Genomic DNA, 19,686 nt, shown 5'->3' with positions numbered 1-19,686 from the left:
CTGCCAGGCTGCGTGGGTGAGTCTCGAGCCCTTCACGACCGGTTTCGACGCGCCGGCTGGACCCACTTCGGGCAGCCGGCCTCCATCGGACTGGGCGCTGACCTTCGAGGGCTATCGAGCCCGGGACGAGGCACTACGCGAGGTGCTCTGCGCCGTCGGGAATGGTTACCTTGCGACTCGCGCATGTTCCCCAGGTTCTCGTGCCGACGGCAGGCACTATCCCGGCACCTATGTCGCGGGTGTGTTCGACCGCGTCACCGACTACGTTCAGGGCGTCTCCACCGAACACGAGAGCAACGTCAACCTACCGAATTGGCTGTCCACTCGAATGCGCGTCGGCGGTGGCCGATGGTTCGACGTGGACTGTGCGGACCACGTCGACTACCGCCAAACCATGCGGCTCGATGCACCGGAAGTGATGCGGGAATTCGCCTTCGAAGACGACGCCGGGCGGGTCACGTCAGTCGTCGAGCGGATGTTCGCATCCATGCATGACCGACACGTCTGCGCGCTACAGATCGAACTCACCCCGCAGAATTGGTCCGGCAACGCGACCCTTTGCTCACAGATCGACGCTGGAGTCGTCAATTCGGGCGTCCGGAGGTACGAGCTGTTGCACGGGGAACACCTCGGCAAGCCCACGTTCGAGACAGGCAGGCACAGCCTGCTCACGTGTGCGGTGGCCACTGCTCGCGCCCGCCTACCGATAGCCGTCGCGACCACGTCCGGTGTCTGGGAGTCGGACGACGACCAACTGGTTGCGGCGAAATACCTTCGGCTGGAGGAAGAACGCTCGGCCGGCCATCTCATCTCGGTTCACGTCGATCGAGGTCGGACGGTGAGGTTCGAGAAGGTCGCCGCGTTCTACACCGGCCGCGACCCCGGAGTCGGCGACCCGCTCGAGGCCGCCAGACGTACATTGAGCACACGTCCGCGTTACGCCGACCTGTTCGCCGCCCACCGCACCGCCTGGCTGCACCTGTGGGAGCGCTTCGCTCTCGAAGTGGACGGGAATTGTGACGATCTACGGGTCCTGAGGTTGCACATCTGCCATCTGTTGCAGACGGTCTCACCGTTGATCTCAGACCTCGACGCAGGGCTTCCCGCCCGCGGGCTGCACGGCGAGGCGTACCGCGGCCACGTGTTCTGGGACGAACTGTTCGTCGCGCCCGTGTTGAACACGAGATGGCCGAAGCTGGTGCGAGGCATCTTGGGATACCGCTACCGGCGGCTTCCCGAGGCTCGTCGCGCGGCACTCGCGGCCGGGTACCGCGGAGCGATGTTCCCGTGGCAATCCGGCAGTGACGGTCGGGAGGAGAGCCCGCGCGTACATCTCAACCCGAATTCCGGACGGTGGAACCCGGACCCGAGCGCCCTGGCGGTGCACTCGGGGAGCGCCATCGCCTACGACGTCTGGCAGCACTACCAGGCCACGGCCGACCTCGAGTACCTGACCGACTACGGCGCGGAGGTGCTACTCGAGATCGCGCGGTTCTGGGTGAGCCGCAGCCGTTTCGACGAACAGCGAGATCGATACGTCATCGAGGGCGTGATCGGACCCGACGAGTTCCACACCGGGTATGAGCATCGGCCGTTCGGAGGGGTCGACAACAACGCGTATACGAACGTGATGGCCACGTGGACGATCAGACGCGCACTCGAGGCCCTCGAGGTCTTGCGACCACCCGATCGCCGCCGCCTCCTGGAGACACTGGCTCTCGAGGACGAAGAGCTGACGGGATGGGATCACGTTGCCAGGAGGATGTACGTCCCGTTTCGAGATGGCATCATCAGTCAGTTCGACGGCTACGAGGACCTACGCGAACTCGACTGGACTCATTACCGGACGGCGTACGGCGACATCGGACGTATGGATCGCATACTCGAAGCCGAGGACGACGGCGTCAATCGCTACCAGGTGACCAAACAAGCCGACGTGCTGATGCTGTTCTACTTGATGTCGGCCGACGAGCTCGCGGAGTTGTTCGACTTCATGGGTTATGAGTTCGTCGGCGCGCAGATTCCTCGTACCATCGACTACTACGTCGAACGAACCTCACATGGCTCCACGTTGAGTTCGGTGGTGCACACCTGGGTCCTGGCACGGGCCAACCGCGCCGAGGCGAGTTCGTACTTCCGCGATGCGCTGTCATCCGACGTCGCAGACCGTCAACGAGGTACCACGGCCGAGGGCATCCATCTCGCCGCCATGGCCGGCAGCGTCGACCTGTTGCAGCGGTGCTACACGGGTTTGGAATTCCGCTCGGATCGACTGGTCCTCGGGCCCATGCTGCCCGAATCACTAGGAACCCTGACCTTCTCGATGATGTACCGCGGCATCGAACTCGCCATCTGCGTCCGAGGTCGCAGCGCCACGCTCACCGCGGGTACCGAAGACGTCGAGCCCCTGACCGTCGAGTGCCGGGGGCGGCAATGGACGTTGGCCGCCGGCCAGACGATCGACGTCGGATGAGTCGGGCCCATTGGCCCTGCAGGTGCACGACCAACTGCCCTGCCCAGCGCCACCGGATGCGCCGAGACTCGATGGCAAGGAGACGAGCGCCGAGGAGGCAGCAGTGACCGCACCAGAGGACGTCAAGCCGATCGTGGTTGGCGTTGACGGATCGGCAGCGTCCGTCGAGGCAGCTCAGTGGGCCGTCGACGAGGCAATCCACCGCGATGTTCCACTTCGACTCGTCAGCGTGACGAACATCTTGCGGGAACGCGTTCCCGAGGCCGCGAGGTGTCTCGAATTCGAGTATGCCGAAACCGCCCTCCGGCAGGCGTCGGCCGCCATCGCCGCAACCGGCAAACCGGTGAAGATCGAGACGGAGGTGCTCTGGGGCCCGCCGGCGAACGCACTCGTCGCCGAGTCGCGCCATGCGACCATGGTGTGCGTGGCATCAGTCGGGATTGGTGTCATCGCGCGTGCAATCCTGGGGTCGACGGCGGCGGGAGTCGCCGAACGCGCCCACTGCACGGTGGCAGTGCTCCGCCCGTCGACCGACGCATTCGCAGCCGCCGGCAACTGGATCGCGGTCGGAATCGACGGCTCGGACACCGGGGATACAACGGTACCCGTCGCCATGTGGGAAGCCCGATTGCGACGAGCGCCCCTCGTCGTCGTCGGGCTGGGCTGCAATGCCTACGGCGTCAACACCGCCGAGAGAACCCACAACCGCACCCAAGCCTGGGCCGGGGAGAATCCGGACATCGAAATCGACACCGAGACGGCCACGTTCGGACTGGCCGACTTCCTGGCCGACCAACACGTCGAGCTGTCCCGTCGCCATCCAGCGAGTAACGGCGGCTCGGACCGTCCCCTGGCCGTCATCGGCAGCGATGAAGTCACGTTGCTCTCACCGCTCATTGGGCCCCATGACGCCGGCGTGCGGGAGCACGCCCGATGCTCCGTCATCGTCGTCCGCTGAATTGAGTGGAGAACGAGTTGGCGATGGGCACTGTCGAGAAATCGCAACGCGTCATCGTCGCTGCCGTCGACGACTCCGCGGCGTCGGACTGGGCGGTTCGCTGGGCAGCCGACGAAGCCGTCCGGCACGGGGCGCGCTTGACCCTGGCGCACGTCGTCAGCCCCATCACGTTCAGCACTCCCGACCGGCGCATCTCCGACCGGGTGATGCGATGGCAAACGCGTCGTGGTCATCGGGCACTCGCGCACGCGCTCGAGATCGCCACCGACCAGATCGGCAGCACTCCGGACGTCCCGATCGAATGTGAGATCGGTTACGGCGCAATCATTCCCACGCTCTCGACCCTGGTACCCGACGCGTGGATGATCGCAGTGGGCTCACCGCCTCGAATGTCCTGGGGCGGTCGCCGGCTCGGATCGGTGAGCGCCGGCCTGTGTCGTCACGCACCCTGCTCCGTCGCGGTCGTCCACGGCGACATCCCGAAGGAGTCACTGGAGCGGCCAGTGGTCGTCGGAATCGATGGCAGCCAGGCTTCCACCTACGCAATCGGTGTGGCGTTCGAGGAAGCATCGCGCCGTCGCGTCCCCCTGATCGCCGTGCACGTGTGGAGTGACGTCGGCGTGTTCCCCGCGTTGGGAATGAAATGGGAGACGCGCCGTGACGCGGGAGAGAAGGCACTGGGAGAGTTCCTCGCGCCGTGGTTGGAACACCACCCGGACGTCGTGGTCACGCGACGACTGTTCTGCGACCTGCCCGCGCACTGGCTGTTGATGGAAGCACGCCGGGCCGGCCTCGTCGTCGTCGGAAGTCGCGGCCGCGGCGGTTTCGAGTCGTTGACATTGGGATCGGTGGCAACCGCGGTCGCCACCGCGTCGGACGCTCCGGTGATCGTCGCCAGGCCGCCGAGGTGAACGCCACGCCTTCACGAGGAACAGCCGACGAGGGCGTCGTGGCCCTCCTAGACGGCGCCACCGTTCGCCTGCGGCTCTTGGCCTCCGACGACTTCGACGCCGTCGTCTCGCTGGCCGACTCCCTCAGCGACGAGGAGCGGTATCTACGTTTCTTCGCCGCTCACCCGGCTTACGTGGACGAATGGGCGTCGTCGCTCACCGAGCCGCGCGAGGGCATCGTGGCACTCGGCGCCTTCGAGGGGGGCCGCCTGATCGGAGTCGGTAATTACGCCGGGGGCACGACTCCTGGTTCTGCCGAGATCGCGGTCGTGGTCGCCCATCACCACCACGACCGCGGGGTGGGAACGGCCCTGCTCGGCGAATTGGGGCGCATTGCGCGGCGTAACGGGATTCGTCACTTGACTGCAGACGTCCTGGCGGAGAACTCGGCGATGCACCGGATCATCGTCGAGTCGCCCTGGCCATTCACCCTACGGCGAAACGGGACTGTGTTCGAGGTCGACGTCGACCTCGAACGGCCAGCAGCTGCAGACTAGACGCGACAACGTCATTCGGCTCCGCACGGGACGTTGGACCCTACTCCGGACCGCACGGCGGTGCCATGCTCGGGGCATGGGAAAGACTCGTGGATGGATGGCAGCACTGATGGCCGCAATCGGCGTCCGCACGCTCTACCGAGGCGAAGTGGTCCCATGGATGTACACCTGGGGCGCCACCGACGACGAGGTCGCGGACACTCTGCCAGGCGACGATCTCGTCGATGCGGACACACCACGCACGACGCGGGCCATCGCGATCGACGCACCTGCGAGCGAGGTCTGGCCGTGGCTCGCGCAGATCGGTGAAGACCGCGCAGGCTTCTACAGTTACTCCGTCCTCGAACGCATGGTGGGCGCCTCGATTCACAACGCCAGCGCGATTCACCCAGAGTGGCAGGATCTCTCGAAGGGTGACACGGTCTGGCTCGCCCGTCGCTTCGGAGATCGCGCTCGCCAGGTGGTGGCGGCAATCGAACCGGGCACTGCGCTTGCTCTCGTATCGCCGCCTGACTTCGACCACCTTTGCGAGGGCCGGAAGGCTACTGGTGCGTGGTGCTTCGTGTTGCGCGAGAAGGCCGACGGCACGACGCGGCTGCTGGCTCGCGGCAGCGGAGGCGCCGTCGGTCGTGCGACCTTCGACATCATTCACTTCGTCATGGAGCGCGCGATGATGCGCGGTATCCGGCGGCGGGCGGAGGCGAGCCTTGGGCACGGCGGTTCACCACGCACGAGTCAGATGGCGACGGATACTGCAAGTGCGGCAACGCATGCCAACACGACAGCGGTAGTGAGTCCGTAGCCCCACGTCGCGATCGGACCAATCGCGAACCCCCCCTAAGGTCTGCGTCTCGACCGAGCCTGATCATGAAGATCAGCATGGGAATGAGGAGAACGGCATTCAGTATCTGGGTCGCGACGAGAATGGTCACCAAGGGTGCGCCGGGGATCATCACGGCGGCTGCCCCAACTGTCGTGACGAGGCCGAACGTGACGTAGAAGACCTTGGCGTCACCGTATGCGTCGTCCAACGCCGCTTCGGTTCCTGCGTATTCGCAGACCGAGTAAGCCGTCGACAGGGGAAGCAGCGATGCCGCGAGAAGTGCTGCGCCAATCAAGCCAACGGCGAAGAGCGTGGCGGCTGCGTTGCCGGCCAGGGGTTCCAGGGCGACCGCGGCATCCGTGGCGTCGGTGATCGGGCGGCCCTCTCGATGCAGGGTGGCTGCGCACGCTACGACGACGAAGAACCCGATGACGCCGGTCAGTAGCGCTCCGGTCACCACGTCGACGCGCTCGAGCGCCAGATCCTGGGTGCGCAGCTTCTTGTCGACGGCGTAGGACTGGATGAAGGCCAGTCCCCACGGAGCAAGCGTCGTACCAACGGTGGCCGTGACGATCGCGATGGTCGCTCGATCAATCGGCATCGTCGGTATGACGAGGCCCTCGACCGCCGCGCCCCAGTCTGGACCTGCCAGGACACCCGAGGCAACGTATGCGAGGAAGACGGTCGAGAGCAGGAGGAGGAAGTGTTCGACCCGGTGGAAGCTGCCACGCAACACCAGCAGCGACACCGTGATAGCCGCCACGGGAACGCTGAGGTAGCGGCTCACGCCGAACAGTTCGAAACCTGCTGCCAACCCGGCGAATTCAGCGCACGTCGTGCCCATGTTCGCGACGACCAGGGTCATGAGAATGAGACCGCCACCCCGAACGCCGAAGCGTTGACGGACCAGTCCGACCAGACCCTGACCGGTGACCACTCCCATCCGTGCCGCCAGGGCATGGAACATCACCAGCGCCACAGTGGACAGAAGCAGCACCCACAGGAGCTGGTAGCCGTGGCTGGCGCCCAGGACCGAATACGTCGTGATGCCTGCCGGATCGTCGTCGGAGAGCCCGGCGAGCAGGCCGGGGCCCACCACTGCCAGCAACGCCCCGAGGGTCAGTCCGCGACGTCTCATGTCTCGTGCCCGGGCCGGCGACGTGGCCAGAGGTGTGATCGCAGAACGGGTCGGCCCCGCAGCAGGCGGGGTCGCGCGAGGACGTGGTGCCAGCGAGAAGCTTGCTCGGCGGGCATCGATGCAACTACCTCGGCGGCGTTGGCGTCCGCCATGGCCCGCAGCATTCGCTCACCGACGACCAGCCCGCTGAGTTCGACCACGTCAGCCGCAACGTCATGCCCCCTTGCCTCGAGGACGTCGACGGCGGCCGTCACGTTCAGGCGGCTCACGAGACCGGCCAGCCCTCGCGGGTCGAGCCGGTGCACCGCCGATCGAGGTGCGGCGAGCTGCACGGCATGTCCTCGCGCCGACGTCAGGTGCAGATCCGTCCATGCGACGGCGTCACCGTTCGCACGGGCCGCCAGTCGCTGCAGCCCCAATCGGCGCAGCACCGCTCCGAAACCGACGTCCACGGCGACGACCTCCAATCGCCCGTCGCGGCGACGGGCCAAGACGACGTCCGCCACGCGGGCGACCCGCTGCCCCGCGACGTCCACGATCTGCGTGTCCAGAACGTCGCGGTGCAACAGGAGTTCCTGATCCACGAGGTGAGCGTTCATCGACGCTACGGGCACTCCGTCTGACGCCACTCGGATGCCGTCGAGTCCGACGTGTTCGACTGCCGCCCAGTAGAACAGCAGGTCCCGCCCGTCGGCAACGTGCACTAGGAGCCGATCGACGACGGCTGCGTCGCGGTGTCCGATGTTCACCGTCATGTCGGTGACCCGACCCAACACTTCTTGGCGGAGCCCGCGCACGGCCATGCCCAGGATCCTGCTGAGGAGGAGCACGATCAGCGCCTCAGGCCTTGGCCGACTCGTCCGGCAACAAGGTGAAGTAGTCCTGTTCCTCGACCATGAAGTGGAGCCGGAGCAGCTCGTGCAGCCCGTACAGGCACGCCAGTAGGTCCTCGACGCGGTCGGGAGCCACCGTTCCGAGCTTCGCCGCGTCCTCCACATGCCGATGCAGGCGCCATGACAGGCGATCGATCTCGCCATGCATCCGGCTCATTGCCGCCGTCGATTCGACGGATCCAAGTGGTATCGCCAACTGGGGGTACAGCAATCCCTCTTCGGCGTGCTCGTGTGGGAGGAGATCCGTCTGCACGAAGTGGTCGACCCTAGTCAAGCTGGTAACGGCATCGTCGAGCCGTCCGTTGGCCAGATCGTCTGCGGCTGAACGGATGTTGGCTACCCCCTCCCGCAGTCCCTCGTGCTCGGCAGCGAACCGCCGGATGAGGCGTTGCGCGTCGGGCGATGGCCTCCCCCGGTTCGACCCCGGCGCCCGCAGCGCACGTAGGGCGTTCAAGATCACCAATACGTCGATGCACTCCTGCAGCACCGCCCCTGCCGCGGGAGGCAACATGCCCGCCGCGGCCGCGGCCATCGCCGCAATGGACATCACCATGCCGAGTGCAGCGCTCTGCACGGCGATGCGTCTGGCTCGCCGCGCTATCGCCATGGCGTCGGCAACCCTGTCGAACCGGTCCGTCGTGAGGACCACTTCCGCGATCTCGGAACTCGCGGTGCGTCCCTGCGCAGCCAAGGCGATGCCCACGTCCGCGGCGGCCAATGCTGGAGCGTCGTTCACGCCGTCCCCCACCATCGCCGTCGTAGCGAGGCGACCCTCGGCGCGGACCACGTCGACCTTGTCCGACGGTGACTGTTCCGATTTCACGTCGTCGAGTCCGAGGGCCGCCGCGATCTGCCCGGCCGCTTCGGCGTTGTCGCCGGTCAATAGGACGAGGCGGCGCACGCCACCTGCGCGCAATCGCCGCACGGTGCGGACCGCATCCGACCGCATCGGGTCAGCGAGGGTGACTGCCCCCGCCAGTCGTGTGTCGACCCATACCCACGCGACCGCGGTGCCCTCGAGCGCCGCGCGTGCCCGCACGTCCGCCGCCCAGTCCGGAAGGTCGGTGTCAACCCCGTGACGTCCCACTGCGACGACGTGGCCGTCCACCGTGGCGGTCGCACCACGGCCCGGATCTTCACGGACATCCGTCGGAACGCTCGGGGTGAGCCCGCGAGAAGCGCATTCCTCGACAATCGCTCGCGCGAAGACGTGTGGTGAGTACAGGTCGGCGCTTGCAGCCCACTTGATGATCTCGTCGCGCGAATACCCCGGTGCGGTGGCGATGTCGGCAGCACCTGGACGACCGGCAGTCAGCGTGCCCGTCTTGTCCGTCACCAACGTGCTTACGCGTCCCAGCGTCTCCAAGGCGGCTCCGCTGCGAATCACCACGCCCAGGCGCGCAGCGCGTGACAGACCCGAGACGATGGCCACCGGAGCGGCGATCAACAGAGGGCAGGGAGTCGCCACCACGAGCACTGCCACCGCGCGTACGGGTGACCCGCCGGCCCACCACGCCACCGCCGCCAAGACGAGTGTCATGGGAACGAACCACGCAGCGAACCGGTCTGCGATCCGTACCACCGGCGCGTCGACCGCCACCGCCTGTTCGGCAAGTGTCACGATCCCCGCGTAGGTGCTGTCCGATGCGGTTGCGATGGCGCGCAATTCGACGGGATGTCCCGCGTTGACGACGCCGCTGCGCACATCCGTCCCCACGCTCCGGCCGACCGGCAGCGACTCCCCCGTCAGCGCGGATTCGTCGAAGACTCCGCCACCGCCTTCGAGACGGCCGTCGACGGGCACGACTTCGCCCGATCCGACGACCACCAGGTCCCCGATCACGAGATCAGCCACCGGCACGGTGGTCAGCTCATCGCCCGACCTGCGCCGCGCCTGCAGGGGCGTGCGGTCCCGCAGTGCACGCAGGTCGCGGGTCGCCCGCCTCTGCGCGGCCACCTCCAGCAGACGACCGGTCGCCAGCATCAGCGCGATCAGCGACCCGGCGAGTTCCTCTCCAACGGCGAGGGTGCCGCCCAACGAGACGACGGCGATGAGATCGACTCCGAGACGGCCCTGCCACAGAGCGTTGAGCACCCACCACGTGGCGGGAATGAGGGCGGACACGGTGCCTGCCGTCCAAAACCCTTCTGCCAGCGTTCGGGAGCCGAGCACCGCAGCGGCGATGCCGGATGCGAGCGCCACGGAGGTGACCACCGCAAGAACCAATACCGCAACTTCACTGCGGTTGAAAGACCGAATACTAGATCCGAGCGGTCGGATCACGGCACACCATGACAGGAATCCTGCTGTGATGCAGCAGGTTCAGACTCGTCGACCCCATCACCGCAGCGGTGAGCGCGGACCTTCCCCTGTTGCCGACCGCCACCAGCTGCGCATCGTCGAGATGGTCGAGCAGGGCGTGACTGGCTCCGGCCGGCTCCCACACCACGCTGACGGTGGGCCCCGGATGTGCTTTGCTCGCCTGCTCGACGAGCGCCTCGATGCGCCGCCTCGTCGCCGCGTTGAGTTCCTCCCAATCCGGGAACCCGTCGATCTCGCGAGGATACGAGGCGAAGGTCCACGAGTGCACCACCCGCACCGGTGCGCCTACGTACGTCGCCAGATCGAGTGCTGCGTTCAAGGCTGCGACTGCAGACGGCGTTTCGTCCAGCCCAACGACGATCGGCGCCGACGTCGGTGCGTCGCCGGCGCCTCGCCACGCAATCACGGGGCAATGCGAGCCAACGGTGACGGCCAGCGTCGTCGAACCGAGCAACATCACCCCGGCGGGGCTGACGTCGACGCTTCCGAGCACGACGAGGCGGGCGCTCTCACTTGCTCTCAGGAGCGCCTCGTCGACCGGTTCGCGCGACGCAACGACGTCGACGTCGAGTCCGGGGTGCGCGGCGAACACGGCCTCGCTCGCTTCCTTCAGAAGGCGGTCGGCGTTCTCGGAGTGATACGTCATCGCTGCCACGCGGTACAGCGCGGCGGCCTCGGTGAGATTGATCCCCACGTTCGGCATGGCGTGCACGAGGCGCAGCGTGGCGCCCATCCTGTCTGCCACCGCCCCAGCCCACCGGGCCGCCAACTTCGCACTGTCGCTTCCGTCGATCCCGACGACGATCGCTGCCTGAGTGGTCACGACTGCCGTGCCACGATGACCGGACTGTGGGCGGTCTGCACGACGGCGGAACTGACCGATCCGAGCAGCATGCCCGCGAAGCCACCCCGTCCGTGGCTGCCGACGACGGTCAGCTGCGCCAATGCCGAGGCGGCAACCAGGTGAGTGGCGGGCTCCCCCTCCACCAGGCGCCGCTCCACCGCGACGTCGGGATAACGCTCCTGCCAGCCAGCCAACCGTTCGGCGAGCGCTTCGCGGCCGATCTCGAGCTGGTCCCGCCACTCGCCCTCAGGCAGCTCGAAAGTGCCGTAGTCGGCCCACGAATGCATGGCGACGAGGCCGACATTGCGCTGCGACGCCTCCTCGAAGGCGATGGCCGTCGCCTGCTCCGACGCCTGCGACCCGTCTACGCCGAGTAGTACCGGTGCTCGTCGGGTGGCGGGATCCATCGGCCGTTCGTCGTGGACCACTGCGACGGGACAGTGCGCGTGGTGTGCCAACCCGGTGCTCACCGATCCCAACGGCCGCTGGCCGAGTCCGCCGGCGCCCCGGCAGCCGACGACCACCATGGCGGCGTCCTTGGACAGATCCACCAGCGTCGGAATGACCGAACCGACGAGGCATTTGCGTTCCACCGTCACCGGACCCAGCTCCAGCAGTACGCCGTCGACGATGTGCTGACCGTCCTCGAGGATCTCGTGCCCGCGCGATTCACGCCACGTCGCGTACGCGTCCAAGGACGGAGGGGCGGGCCACATCCCCACCACGGGATTGGGGACCACGTGCACCAGCGTGAGCGGAGCATGGCGCAATCCAGCATCGCGAGCCGCCCACTCGACGGCCGTCCTGCTCGTCGGTGAACCATCGACCGCGACGATGATGTTCGGGTGGGTCTCGGACACGTGACACTCCTCGGGCTGTTGGGATGGCCCTGCGACGTGATGCTCAGCAGGAACGCCGTGGTCTTCTCGACGCTATTGCCGGGTGACCGTCGCGCTCTGCCTGAGGAAGTCCTCGATGCCATGGACCTTGGACCCTCTTCACCTCGCGTGACGCGACATGGCGTGCACTTGGGATCGCGAGGATGCGCCGAGGAGGATTGATGGAATGGCGGCGGTATGCGGCGATGTCGACGCATTCGCCGCCCGCAGCCGTCACAATGGTGCAGACGTTCGCAGAGAGGTGAACAGCCATGGTGACCGTATTCCTCGTCGACGACCACGAAGTGGTCAGACGCGGGTTGATCGACCTGCTCAGCGCAGACCCCGAACTGGAGGTCATCGGTGAAGCCGGCACCGTTGCTCACGCGATGGCGCAGATCCCTGCCCTCAGGCCGGACGTGGCAGTGCTCGACGTGAGGCTGCCTGACGGCAACGGCGTGGAGTTGTGCCGTGACCTGCTCTCCCGAATGCCCGATCTCCGTTGCCTGATGCTCACGTCGTTCACCTCCGACGAGGCCATGCTCGATGCCATACTCGCCGGCGCCAGCGGTTACGTCGTCAAGGACATCAAGGGGATGGAACTCGCCCGCGCCATCAAGGATGTCGGCGCTGGGCGATCGCTTCTCGACAATCGCGCGGCGGCTGCGTTGATGGCGAAACTGCGCGGAGCCGCCGAACGTTCCGATCCGCTCTCAGGACTGACCGACCAGGAGAGGGTGTTGCTCAGCCTGCTGGGCGAGGGCCTGACGAACAAACAGATTGCGGCTCGCATGTTCCTGGCGGAGAAGACGGTCAAGAACTACGTGTCGCGCTTGCTCGCGAAACTCGGAATGGAACGGCGCACACAAGCCGCGGTCTTCGTCTCGAAGCTCGGTCAGACGCCACGCCCGATGGAGTAGCCCTTTGATGCCAAAGGTCCCTATGGCAGCGCCGCCGAGTTCCTTACGGTTTGGATGACCGACACACTACGTGTGCCGATGGCACCAGATCGACGAAGGAACCGGGTCGCACATGGATCAATCCTGGAATGCTGGCATCGTCGTCGGCGTCGACGGATCGCCGTCTGCGCTTGGCGCGCTACGTTGGGCTGCAGCCGAGGCTGTTCTTCACGATTCGCCACTCACCATCGTCCATGCAGTGGCGCCAGTCCTCGGTGCGTACCCGGTGCTGCCGCCTCCGACGGGCATACTCGATTGGCAACGGGAGGCCGGCGCTCGCATTCTCGAAGACGCCGCAACCACCGCGAAGGACGTCACCCACGGATCTATTCGAGTGACAACGGATTTCGTCCTCGATGCGCCGGCGTTCGATCTCATCGACAGGTCGAGGAACGCCGACATGGTGGTGGTGGGCAGCAGAGGGCAGGGAGCATTGGCGCGAACCATCCTTGGGTCCGTGAGCACCGCACTCGTACACCGCGCGCAGTGCCCCGTCGCCGTCATCCACGACGAAGACCAGAGGCCGATCAATCCGAATTCCCCGGTCATTCTTGGATTCGACGGGTCGCCGGTGTCGTCGGCCGCCACCGCATTGGCCTTCGACGAAGCGAATCGGCGCCACGTCGAACTCGTTGCCCTGCATGCGTGGTGGTCCCCCGGGGCGTGGGACCTGCCCGGAGCGAATTGGGACGAGTTGCGACCGGACGTCGAACTCGAGATCGCGACTGGATTGTCGGAATGGGAGAAGCGCTACCCGCAGGTCGCCGTCCGTCGTGTCGTCGTCCTCGACCAGCCCGCCCGGCGTCTCGTAGACCACTCTGAGTCGGCACAACTACTCGTGGTCGGCAGTCACGGTCACGGTGCCGTTGCCAGTGTTCTGCTGGGGTCGGTCAGTTCTGCCGTGGTGCAGGCAGCACGGGTACCCGTCATCGTCGCGCGCCACTGACGTCGTGTCGGTGCCATCGCCCACTGAACCCCACCAGGGGTCGGTGAATTCCAAGCTGAACTGGTTGCGCGCAGGTGTCCTGGGAGCCAACGACGGCATCGTGTCGACAGCAGGCATCGTGGTCGGCGTAGCCGCGGCCACAGTCGCAAGGGAGCCCATACTGACAGCCGGGATCGCTGGGCTGGCAGCCGGAGCCGTGTCGATGGCGTTGGGCGAGTACGTGTCCGTGAGCACCCAGCGCGATACCGAACGCGCGCTACTCGGCCTAGAACGTCGCGAGCTACGCGACGATCCGCAGGCAGAACTGGAAGAACTCGCCGAGCTCTACGAGAATCGCGGGCTATCGCCCGACACGGCGAAGGATGTCGCACGCGAACTCACGAACCATGACGCGCTGCGGGCCCATGCGGAAGTCGAACTCGGCATCGATCCCGATGAGCTGACGAATCCGTGGCATGCGGCGTTGTCGTCTGCACTTGCGTTCACGCTTGGCGCTCTGCTCCCTCTCATCGCCATCGTCTTGCCTCCGATCCAATGGCGTGTGCCACTGACGGTCGCAGTCGTCCTGATCGCCCTGGCCATCACCGGGTTGGTGTCTGCGAGGCTCGGCAAGGCGCCGAGTTCCTCGGCAATCGTCCGCAACGTCGTCGGCGGTGGTCTCGCCCTGGCGATCACCTATGGCATCGGCCACGTGGTCGGTGTAGCCATCGGCTGAGGTTCGCTCAGCCTGCTGCCCATTCCGCCGCCAGATCCAGTTCGTCGAGGCCGAACATCTTCAGTTCGCCGGGGATCAGCCAGGCCAGCGCATGCAGGGTATGTGCAACCCAATCCTTTTCCGACACGACCGCAATCCTCTTGAACGACGAGTGCTCACGCAGCAGCACGCCGAGCCCGATCTTCAGGTCCTCCACGAGGCCCCCCGGGCCAAAGCCTTCGTAATCTGGCGCAATCACCTCGACGATCCTGATTTCGTCGCACCGGCGCAGCTCGTCCATCAGCGGCTCGAAGGCACGTAGGTCCGCGCCGGATAGGCGTCCGGAAACGCGCACGCCCGTAACGCCGCTCGGCATGGCCGGCAAGACCTCGATCATCGTCGCGCCTACTGCTCGTGCTCCTCGCGCTTGGACAAGGCCCTCTCCGCGCTGCGAACCAGATTGCGGTTCAGCTGGTACTGCGCTGCGGCAAGTTTGTCGGCCAATTCGATTGCCGCGTCGACGATCTTGGTTCGCAATGGTTGTACCGCTTCGGGAATGGCCTCGTCGACGGTCTGCCGGAACGCGTGGAGAGCCTCTGCCACAGCGTGCTGACCGGCCTTCGCCGAGTCGCGGACGTCGTCGAGTAGGTCAACGGGTCCGGGCTTCGCGGGTGCGGTGCTGTTCGTCTGCGTCATGGTCTTGCTCCCATTCGTCGGTTGGCTACCGCCACGACGTTATTCGTGACGTGTCACCGCGTGTAACTGACCAAAGTCCCCCAGCGGTCGCCGATGGTCTCCTCCCTCGGCGAAGGACCCCGCCCGGACGGGACCTCGGCCCCTAGTGGACTACGAGGCCCGGTGATCAGATGGACGCGGGGTCGCCGTGAGGCCGTCGAACGCACCCGAAGCGACCCCACGCTGCGCGGGTACATCGTGAGTCAGGAGCATTACCATGAGCGTTCACCACGTCCGCCAATCGAGCTCCGCGGTGTTCGCCGACCGTCGGGAAGCCGGCCGCGTCCTCGGTGATCTGCTGAGCGCCTACCAAGACCACGAGAACGTCGTCGTCCTGGGTCTTGCGCGTGGCGGCGTGCCGGTCGCATGGGAGGTGGCGGCTGCGCTGAGTGCACCGCTGGACTGTTTCATCGTGCGCAAGCTCGGCGTGCCCGGCAACGAGGAATTCGCCATGGGCGCCATCGCCAGTGGTGGCGGGACGGTACTGAACGACGACGTCGTGCGTGGACTGCGCATCACACCCGCGCGCTTGCGCCAGGTCGTCGAGCAAGAGGGTCGCGAACTGATTCGACGCGAGGCGACCTACCGTGCGGGTAGAGCACCGCTGGAGTTGGCCGGCAAGACGGTGATTCTCGTCGACGACGGACTGGCCACCGGTTCCAGCATGCTTGCTGCCGTGTTGGCCATCCGCGATCGGGAACCGGCGCACGTAGTGGTGGCAGTCCCCGCCGCTCCTGAGTCGACATGCCGCGAATTCGAAGCTCTGGTGGACGATGTCGTCTGCGCGTCGATGCCCACGCCGTTCACCGCCGTCGGTGCGTCCTACTGGGACTTCAGGCAAGTCACCGACGACGAAGTTCGCAATCTGCTGAGTATCCCGACCACGTCGCCAGTCCGCGCTGCACCGCATCCGCATCGCGCAGCCTATGCGGTGCGTCGGATCGCCCTGCCCGCTATTGGTGGCGTCCCTTCGCCGGAAGATCTCGACACGCTGATCGGCGATGCGCGAATCGTACTCATCGGAGAGGCATCTCACGGCACCCATGAGTTCTACCAAGCGCGCGCCGACATCACGCGATGGTTGATCGAGCATCGGGACTTCACGGCCGTGGCAGCCGAGGCCGATTGGCCCGATGCATATCGGGTCAATGAGTACGTCCGGGGTCAGAGCGAGGACCGCAATGCCAACGAAGCGTTGAGTGGTTTCGAACGATTCCCGTCGTGGATGTGGCGGAACGTCGTCGTTCGTGACTTCGTCGAGTGGCTGAGCGCGCACAATGCTGCTCGGCGGGCAAAGACGATGACCCAAACCGGTTTCTACGGCCTCGATCTGTATAGCCTGCACCGTTCGATGGAGGCGGTAATCGACTACCTCGACACCGTCGATCACGTCGCAGCCGCACGTGCCCGGAAGCGCTACGCCTGTTTCGAACTCGCGTCCGGCGATGACGGACGAGCCTACGGCTACGCCGCGGCGTTCGGTGCCGGAGAGTCGTGCGAACGCCAGGCCATCAGTCAGTTGGTGGAGCTGCAGCGAAGTCGACTCGCCTTCATGCGCCATGGTGGCACCGAGGCCGAGGATGACCTGTTCTGCGCCGTGCGCAACGCCGCCACTGTTCGCCACGCGGAGCAGTACTACCGCGCGATGTTCGGCAGCCGCGTCAGCTCCTGGAATCTCCGCGACACTCACATGGCAGAGACGATGGATGCTCTGCTGGCGCACCTAGACGCCCAACAAGATCAGATCGGCGGGGCACGGATCATCGTGTGGGCTCACAATTCCCACGTCGGTGATGCCCGTGCCACAGAGGTCGGCGCAGATGGGCAACACACCTTGGGGCAATTGGTTCGCGAGCGCTACGGCGCGACGACTCGACTGATCGGGTTCACCACCTTTTGCGGAACCGTCACCGCCGCCAGCGAGTGGGGCGGCAAGGCGGAGCGGAAGGACGTTCGGCCGGGTCTTCCGGGGAGCATCGAGGAACTCCTTCACGAGACAGGCGAGTCGTCGATGCTGATCCCGACCGCACAGAGGCATCCGTCCGAGGCTGCTGAAACGCTCGACGCCGTGCGGCTGCATCGGGCCATCGGCGTCATCTATCGACCAGAGACCGAACGGCAGAGTCACTATTTTCGCGTTCGTCCCTCCGACCAGTACGACGCGGTGATCCACCTCGACTTCACGACGGCACTCGAACCGCTCGAACCGACGAGCGAGTGGATTGCGGGATGGACCCCCGAGACCTATCCCAGCGGCCTGTAATCAACCGTGCCGCAACAGTGCGCAGGCCAAGGACTTCAGTTCGTCGCGGCGGTCGAAGAGCGCCCGACCTTCGTCAATCCACTCCTTGAACTCGCGTCCACGCTTGCACGGCTGGCGACGACCCCACTCATTCCAGTGCAGCTCCCAGCAGGAGTACTCGACGACGAGTGCACTCAGGGCTGGATTGGCGAGCATCGCTCGATCCGAAATCGAAGCGAGAAGTGTTGGCAGGTCGACGAATGCGGGTGCGTCCTGTCGTCGACTTCGAGCCGTCATCGTCGTGGCCAGCCTTCCCATGGTTTGGTGTCGTTCGGTGGCCACGCCAAGCGACGCGATCGAGTCCAGTGTCGTATTCCACCACGATGGGCGCTACGGCCGAAGGTCCCATCACACGGGCTCATCGCCCCGTTTCACTCGTACAGCGATTCGATGATCTCCCGGTAACGTTCTGCTACCAGAGCGCGCTTGACCTTCAGCGACGGCGTCAGTTCACCGGCCTCGATCGTGAGGTCCCGATCCAGTATCGCCCACCTCTTGATCGTCTCCCACCGGTTGAGTCCCTCGTTGAGCCGGCGTACGCCATCCTCCACGAGGCGCTGTACCACAGTCGATCTCACCAGTTCTCCGTCTGACGAGTCGGACAATCCGTGATCGGCGGACCAGCTTTCGATGACGTCGGCATCGAGCGAAATCATTGCCATGCAATGGTTGTGGCCTTCTCCGAATACGAGGAACTGACTCGCCTACGGAAATTGCGCCACGAACTTGGCCTCGATCGCAGACGGCACGATGTACTTTCCGCCGGAGGTCTTGAACATGTCCTTCAACCGACCGGTGATGGTCAGGAATCCGTCATCGGCGATACGCACTCGAGTGCCGGCGAACGCATGCCCGACGCTTCCCAGGCGGCACTGCTCGGGGGTGTTGATGGATGCGCCGCCAGCAGTCTCCGTGAGGCCGTAGCCCTCCAGAATCACCATGCCTGCGTCGTTGAACCATTCGCCGATGTCCCGGTTCAGCGGTGCCGAGCCAGAGACGAAGAAGCGGATCCTGCCACCGAATGCATTGCGCACCTTCACGAACATCAACCGGTCGAGGATTCGCAGTTGCAGGCGCTGCATCAACCGCACCGGCCTTCCTGCCAAACGTCGTCGCCGAACGTCGGCAGCCACGGTGAAGGCTCGATCGAACAAAGCCCGCGGCAACCGACTCCCGCCTTCGGCCATAGTGATCATGCGAGCCTGAGCTTTCTCGAACAGACGCGGCACTGCGGCCATGAACGTCGGACGCACGCTGCAGTCGTCGACGGTCTTCTCGATCCGCCCGTCGATTGCGCTGACGAAGCCGCACGCGAGTTGCGCAGCAAGCAGTACCTTCCCGAATGAATGCGCCAGTGGCAACCACAGGAGTTGCAGGTCGTCCTCGCCCACCACGTTCAGGGCTGCAACCGCTGCACCCTGATGGACCCAGGCGCCGTGTCGCAATCGAACGCCCTTCGGTCGACCGGTGGTACCCGAGGTGTAGATCAGGCTGGCGAGACGATCCGGCGTGATCGCGTCCACCGCGTCACGCACGCACCGTGGATGGTCGACGAGAAACTTCTCACCCAGTTCGGCCAGTTCATCGAGCGTGATCACCCAATCACCGTCGGCGGCTCCGTCGAAGGAGATCACCTTCCTCACAGCCGGCAACTCATGGCGATGTTCGGCGAGCTTCGTCAGCTGTTCGTCATTCTCGGCGAAGACCATGCGGCAGGCCGAGTCACCGATGATGTAGGCGGTGTCTTCGGCGGTGGTCGTGGCGTAGACGGTCGTCGTGGCCGCGCCCGCGCACGCGATCGCCAGATCCGCCAGAATCCACTCGTACCGGGTGCTCGATGCGATGCCAACCCGTTGTTCCGGTGCGATGCCCAGCGCGAGCAGCCCGGCTGCCAGCGTCGTAACCCGCGCTTCGGTATCACCCCATGTGACCGAAACCCATTGCGACCCGATGAGAAAGCGGAAGGCCTCTGCGTCCCGTGACGCATCGACTCGGTCGAAGAACATCGCCCCTAGGCTCGGCACGTCCTCGAATGTGGATTCTCGGTTCACTGACATCACGTCCTCGTGGTCACGCGCAACAGGAATTCCTCAACCCTCAGTGTGGGCCGTCATGGGCCGGTCGACACATCCCTTCGGGCCATCGGTGACCAAAGTCCCTACCGGAGCGGGAGGCGTTATCGGTGAATGTGATTGCGCCATTTTGCGCCGAGGCTAGGCACACGCCGGCTGCGATCGCCGCGACCAGGCCGACGGCCGAGTCGCCCGCTCCAC

17 protein-coding genes and 2 pseudogenes are annotated in these 19,686 nt (G+C 65.7%); 9 read left to right on the top strand and 10 right to left on the bottom strand.

The features are described 5' to 3' along the window. Positions 1–16 precede the first annotated feature (16 nt). From LOK44_RS00275 to LOK44_RS00255, 5 genes are all read left to right on the top strand, one after another. Positions 17–2,473: a glycoside hydrolase family 65 protein gene (locus tag LOK44_RS00275; protein ID WP_237567991.1), complete on the top strand. Its 2,457-nt coding sequence runs from the start codon at positions 17–19 to the stop codon at positions 2,471–2,473. A 103-nt stretch (positions 2,474–2,576) separates the two neighbouring features. Beyond that, positions 2,577–3,431 carry a universal stress protein gene (locus LOK44_RS00270; protein ID WP_237567990.1) on the top strand — a complete coding sequence of 285 codons (855 nt, stop codon included), beginning with the start codon at positions 2,577–2,579 and terminating at the stop codon, positions 3,429–3,431. Positions 3,432–3,454: 23 nt separating this feature from the next. Next, the gene (locus LOK44_RS00265; protein WP_237567989.1) at positions 3,455–4,342 is read left to right on the top strand and encodes a universal stress protein; all 888 of its coding nucleotides are present in this window, start codon (positions 3,455–3,457) and stop codon (positions 4,340–4,342) included. A gap of 38 nt (positions 4,343–4,380) precedes the next feature. Continuing rightward, entirely contained in the window at positions 4,381–4,878 is a 498-nt protein-coding gene (locus LOK44_RS00260; protein WP_237567988.1) for a GNAT family N-acetyltransferase, read from the top strand. 109 nt (positions 4,879–4,987) lie between these two features. Next, a complete protein-coding gene (locus LOK44_RS00255; protein WP_237567987.1) occupies positions 4,988–5,680 on the top strand; it encodes an SRPBCC family protein in 693 nt (230 codons plus the stop codon). 88 nt (positions 5,681–5,768) lie between these two features. Here the strand turns inward: LOK44_RS00255 and LOK44_RS00250 are convergent. The 5 genes and pseudogenes from LOK44_RS00250 to LOK44_RS00230 form a co-directional block, all read right to left on the bottom strand. After that, positions 5,769–6,839 (bottom strand): annotated as a pseudogene (locus LOK44_RS00250) (NRAMP family divalent metal transporter); the annotation flags it as partial. Then, positions 6,836–7,669, bottom strand: coding sequence for a magnesium transporter (locus LOK44_RS00245; RefSeq protein WP_237567986.1), 834 nt, complete (start codon positions 7,667–7,669; stop codon positions 6,836–6,838). The pseudogene LOK44_RS00250 and the gene LOK44_RS00245, both read right to left, overlap by 4 nt. 10 nt (positions 7,670–7,679) lie before the next feature. Next, positions 7,680–9,947, bottom strand: a complete 2,268-nt coding sequence (locus LOK44_RS00240; protein WP_237567985.1) for a heavy metal translocating P-type ATPase — start codon at positions 9,945–9,947, stop codon at positions 7,680–7,682. Between the two features lie 46 nt (positions 9,948–9,993). Next, on the bottom strand, positions 9,994–10,878 hold the full coding sequence (locus LOK44_RS29890) for a universal stress protein (RefSeq protein ID WP_237567984.1): 885 nt from the start codon (positions 10,876–10,878) through the stop codon (positions 9,994–9,996). Beyond that, on the bottom strand, positions 10,875–11,759 hold the full coding sequence (locus tag LOK44_RS00230; RefSeq protein ID WP_237567983.1) for a universal stress protein: 885 nt from the start codon (positions 11,757–11,759) through the stop codon (positions 10,875–10,877). Before LOK44_RS00230 ends, LOK44_RS29890 begins: the two co-directional genes overlap by 4 nt. A 290-nt stretch (positions 11,760–12,049) precedes the next feature. Here LOK44_RS00230 and dosR point away from each other — a divergent pair, with 290 nt between their 5' ends. From dosR to LOK44_RS00215, 3 genes are all read left to right on the top strand, one after another. Next, entirely contained in the window at positions 12,050–12,697 is a 648-nt protein-coding gene (dosR, locus tag LOK44_RS00225) for a hypoxia response regulator transcription factor DosR/DevR (protein WP_237567982.1), read from the top strand. A 112-nt stretch (positions 12,698–12,809) separates the two neighbouring features. Beyond that, positions 12,810–13,682 carry a universal stress protein gene (locus LOK44_RS00220; protein WP_237567981.1) on the top strand — a complete coding sequence of 291 codons (873 nt, stop codon included), beginning with the start codon at positions 12,810–12,812 and terminating at the stop codon, positions 13,680–13,682. A 4-nt stretch (positions 13,683–13,686) separates the two neighbouring features. Beyond that, positions 13,687–14,397: a VIT1/CCC1 transporter family protein gene (locus LOK44_RS00215; protein ID WP_237567980.1), complete on the top strand. Its 711-nt coding sequence runs from the start codon at positions 13,687–13,689 to the stop codon at positions 14,395–14,397. A 7-nt stretch (positions 14,398–14,404) separates the two neighbouring features. Here the strand turns inward: LOK44_RS00215 and LOK44_RS00210 are convergent, their stop codons facing one another. Next, entirely contained in the window at positions 14,405–14,773 is a 369-nt protein-coding gene (locus tag LOK44_RS00210) for a SpoIIAA family protein (RefSeq protein WP_237567979.1), read from the bottom strand. Positions 14,774–14,781: 8 nt separating this feature from the next. Further along, positions 14,782–15,072 (bottom strand): hypothetical protein, encoded by a 291-nt coding sequence (locus LOK44_RS00205; RefSeq protein ID WP_237567978.1) that lies wholly within the window; start codon positions 15,070–15,072, stop codon positions 14,782–14,784. Positions 15,073–15,328: 256 nt separating this feature from the next. Here LOK44_RS00205 and LOK44_RS00200 point away from each other — a divergent pair, with 256 nt between their 5' ends. Further along, positions 15,329–17,374, top strand: coding sequence for an erythromycin esterase family protein (locus LOK44_RS00200; protein WP_237567977.1), 2,046 nt, complete (start codon positions 15,329–15,331; stop codon positions 17,372–17,374). Here the strand turns inward: LOK44_RS00200 and LOK44_RS00195 are convergent, their stop codons facing one another. The 3 genes and pseudogenes from LOK44_RS00195 to LOK44_RS00190 form a co-directional block, all read right to left on the bottom strand. Continuing rightward, complete coding sequence (locus LOK44_RS00195) at positions 17,375–17,569, bottom strand: hypothetical protein (RefSeq protein ID WP_237567976.1); 195 nt, start codon at positions 17,567–17,569, stop codon at positions 17,375–17,377. It abuts the gene before it with no gap. Positions 17,570–17,784: 215 nt separating this feature from the next. After that, positions 17,785–18,099, bottom strand: a pseudogene (locus tag LOK44_RS30170) (long-chain fatty acid--CoA ligase); the annotation flags it as partial. A gap of 18 nt (positions 18,100–18,117) precedes the next feature. Beyond that, positions 18,118–19,419, bottom strand: a complete 1,302-nt coding sequence (locus LOK44_RS00190) for an AMP-dependent synthetase/ligase (protein ID WP_443678088.1) — start codon at positions 19,417–19,419, stop codon at positions 18,118–18,120. Positions 19,420–19,686: the final 267 nt, after the last annotated feature.

The sequence above is a fragment of the Mycolicibacterium lacusdiani genome (genome assembly GCF_021916785.1).
GTDB classification, from domain to species: Bacteria; Actinomycetota; Actinomycetes; order Mycobacteriales; family Mycobacteriaceae; genus Mycobacterium; species Mycobacterium lacusdiani.
Note: the sequence above shows the minus strand (reverse complement) of the source record. Positions and strands in the feature narration are given on the sequence as shown.

What these genes read in the sequence shown, in the direction of transcription:
- LOK44_RS00265 (WP_237567989.1), top strand. Translation starts at nt 3,455, where the DNA reads ATGGGCACTGTCGAGAAATCGCAACGCGTCATCGTCGCTGCCGTCGAC.
- LOK44_RS00255 (WP_237567987.1), top strand. Translation starts at nt 4,988, where the DNA reads ATGGCCGCAATCGGCGTCCGCACGCTCTACCGAGGCGAAGTGGTCCCA.
- dosR (WP_237567982.1), top strand. Translation starts at nt 12,050, where the DNA reads ATGGTGACCGTATTCCTCGTCGACGACCACGAAGTGGTCAGACGCGGG.
- LOK44_RS00220 (WP_237567981.1), top strand. Translation starts at nt 12,810, where the DNA reads ATGGATCAATCCTGGAATGCTGGCATCGTCGTCGGCGTCGACGGATCG.
- LOK44_RS00210 (WP_237567979.1), bottom strand. Translation starts at nt 14,773, where the DNA reads ATGATCGAGGTCTTGCCGGCCATGCCGAGCGGCGTTACGGGCGTGCGC.
- LOK44_RS00205 (WP_237567978.1), bottom strand. Translation starts at nt 15,072, where the DNA reads ATGACGCAGACGAACAGCACCGCACCCGCGAAGCCCGGACCCGTTGAC.
- LOK44_RS00200 (WP_237567977.1), top strand. Translation starts at nt 15,329, where the DNA reads ATGAGCGTTCACCACGTCCGCCAATCGAGCTCCGCGGTGTTCGCCGAC.
- LOK44_RS00195 (WP_237567976.1), bottom strand. Translation starts at nt 17,569, where the DNA reads ATGCTCGCCAATCCAGCCCTGAGTGCACTCGTCGTCGAGTACTCCTGC.
- LOK44_RS00190 (WP_443678088.1), bottom strand. Translation starts at nt 19,419, where the DNA reads ATGTTCTTCGACCGAGTCGATGCGTCACGGGACGCAGAGGCCTTCCGC.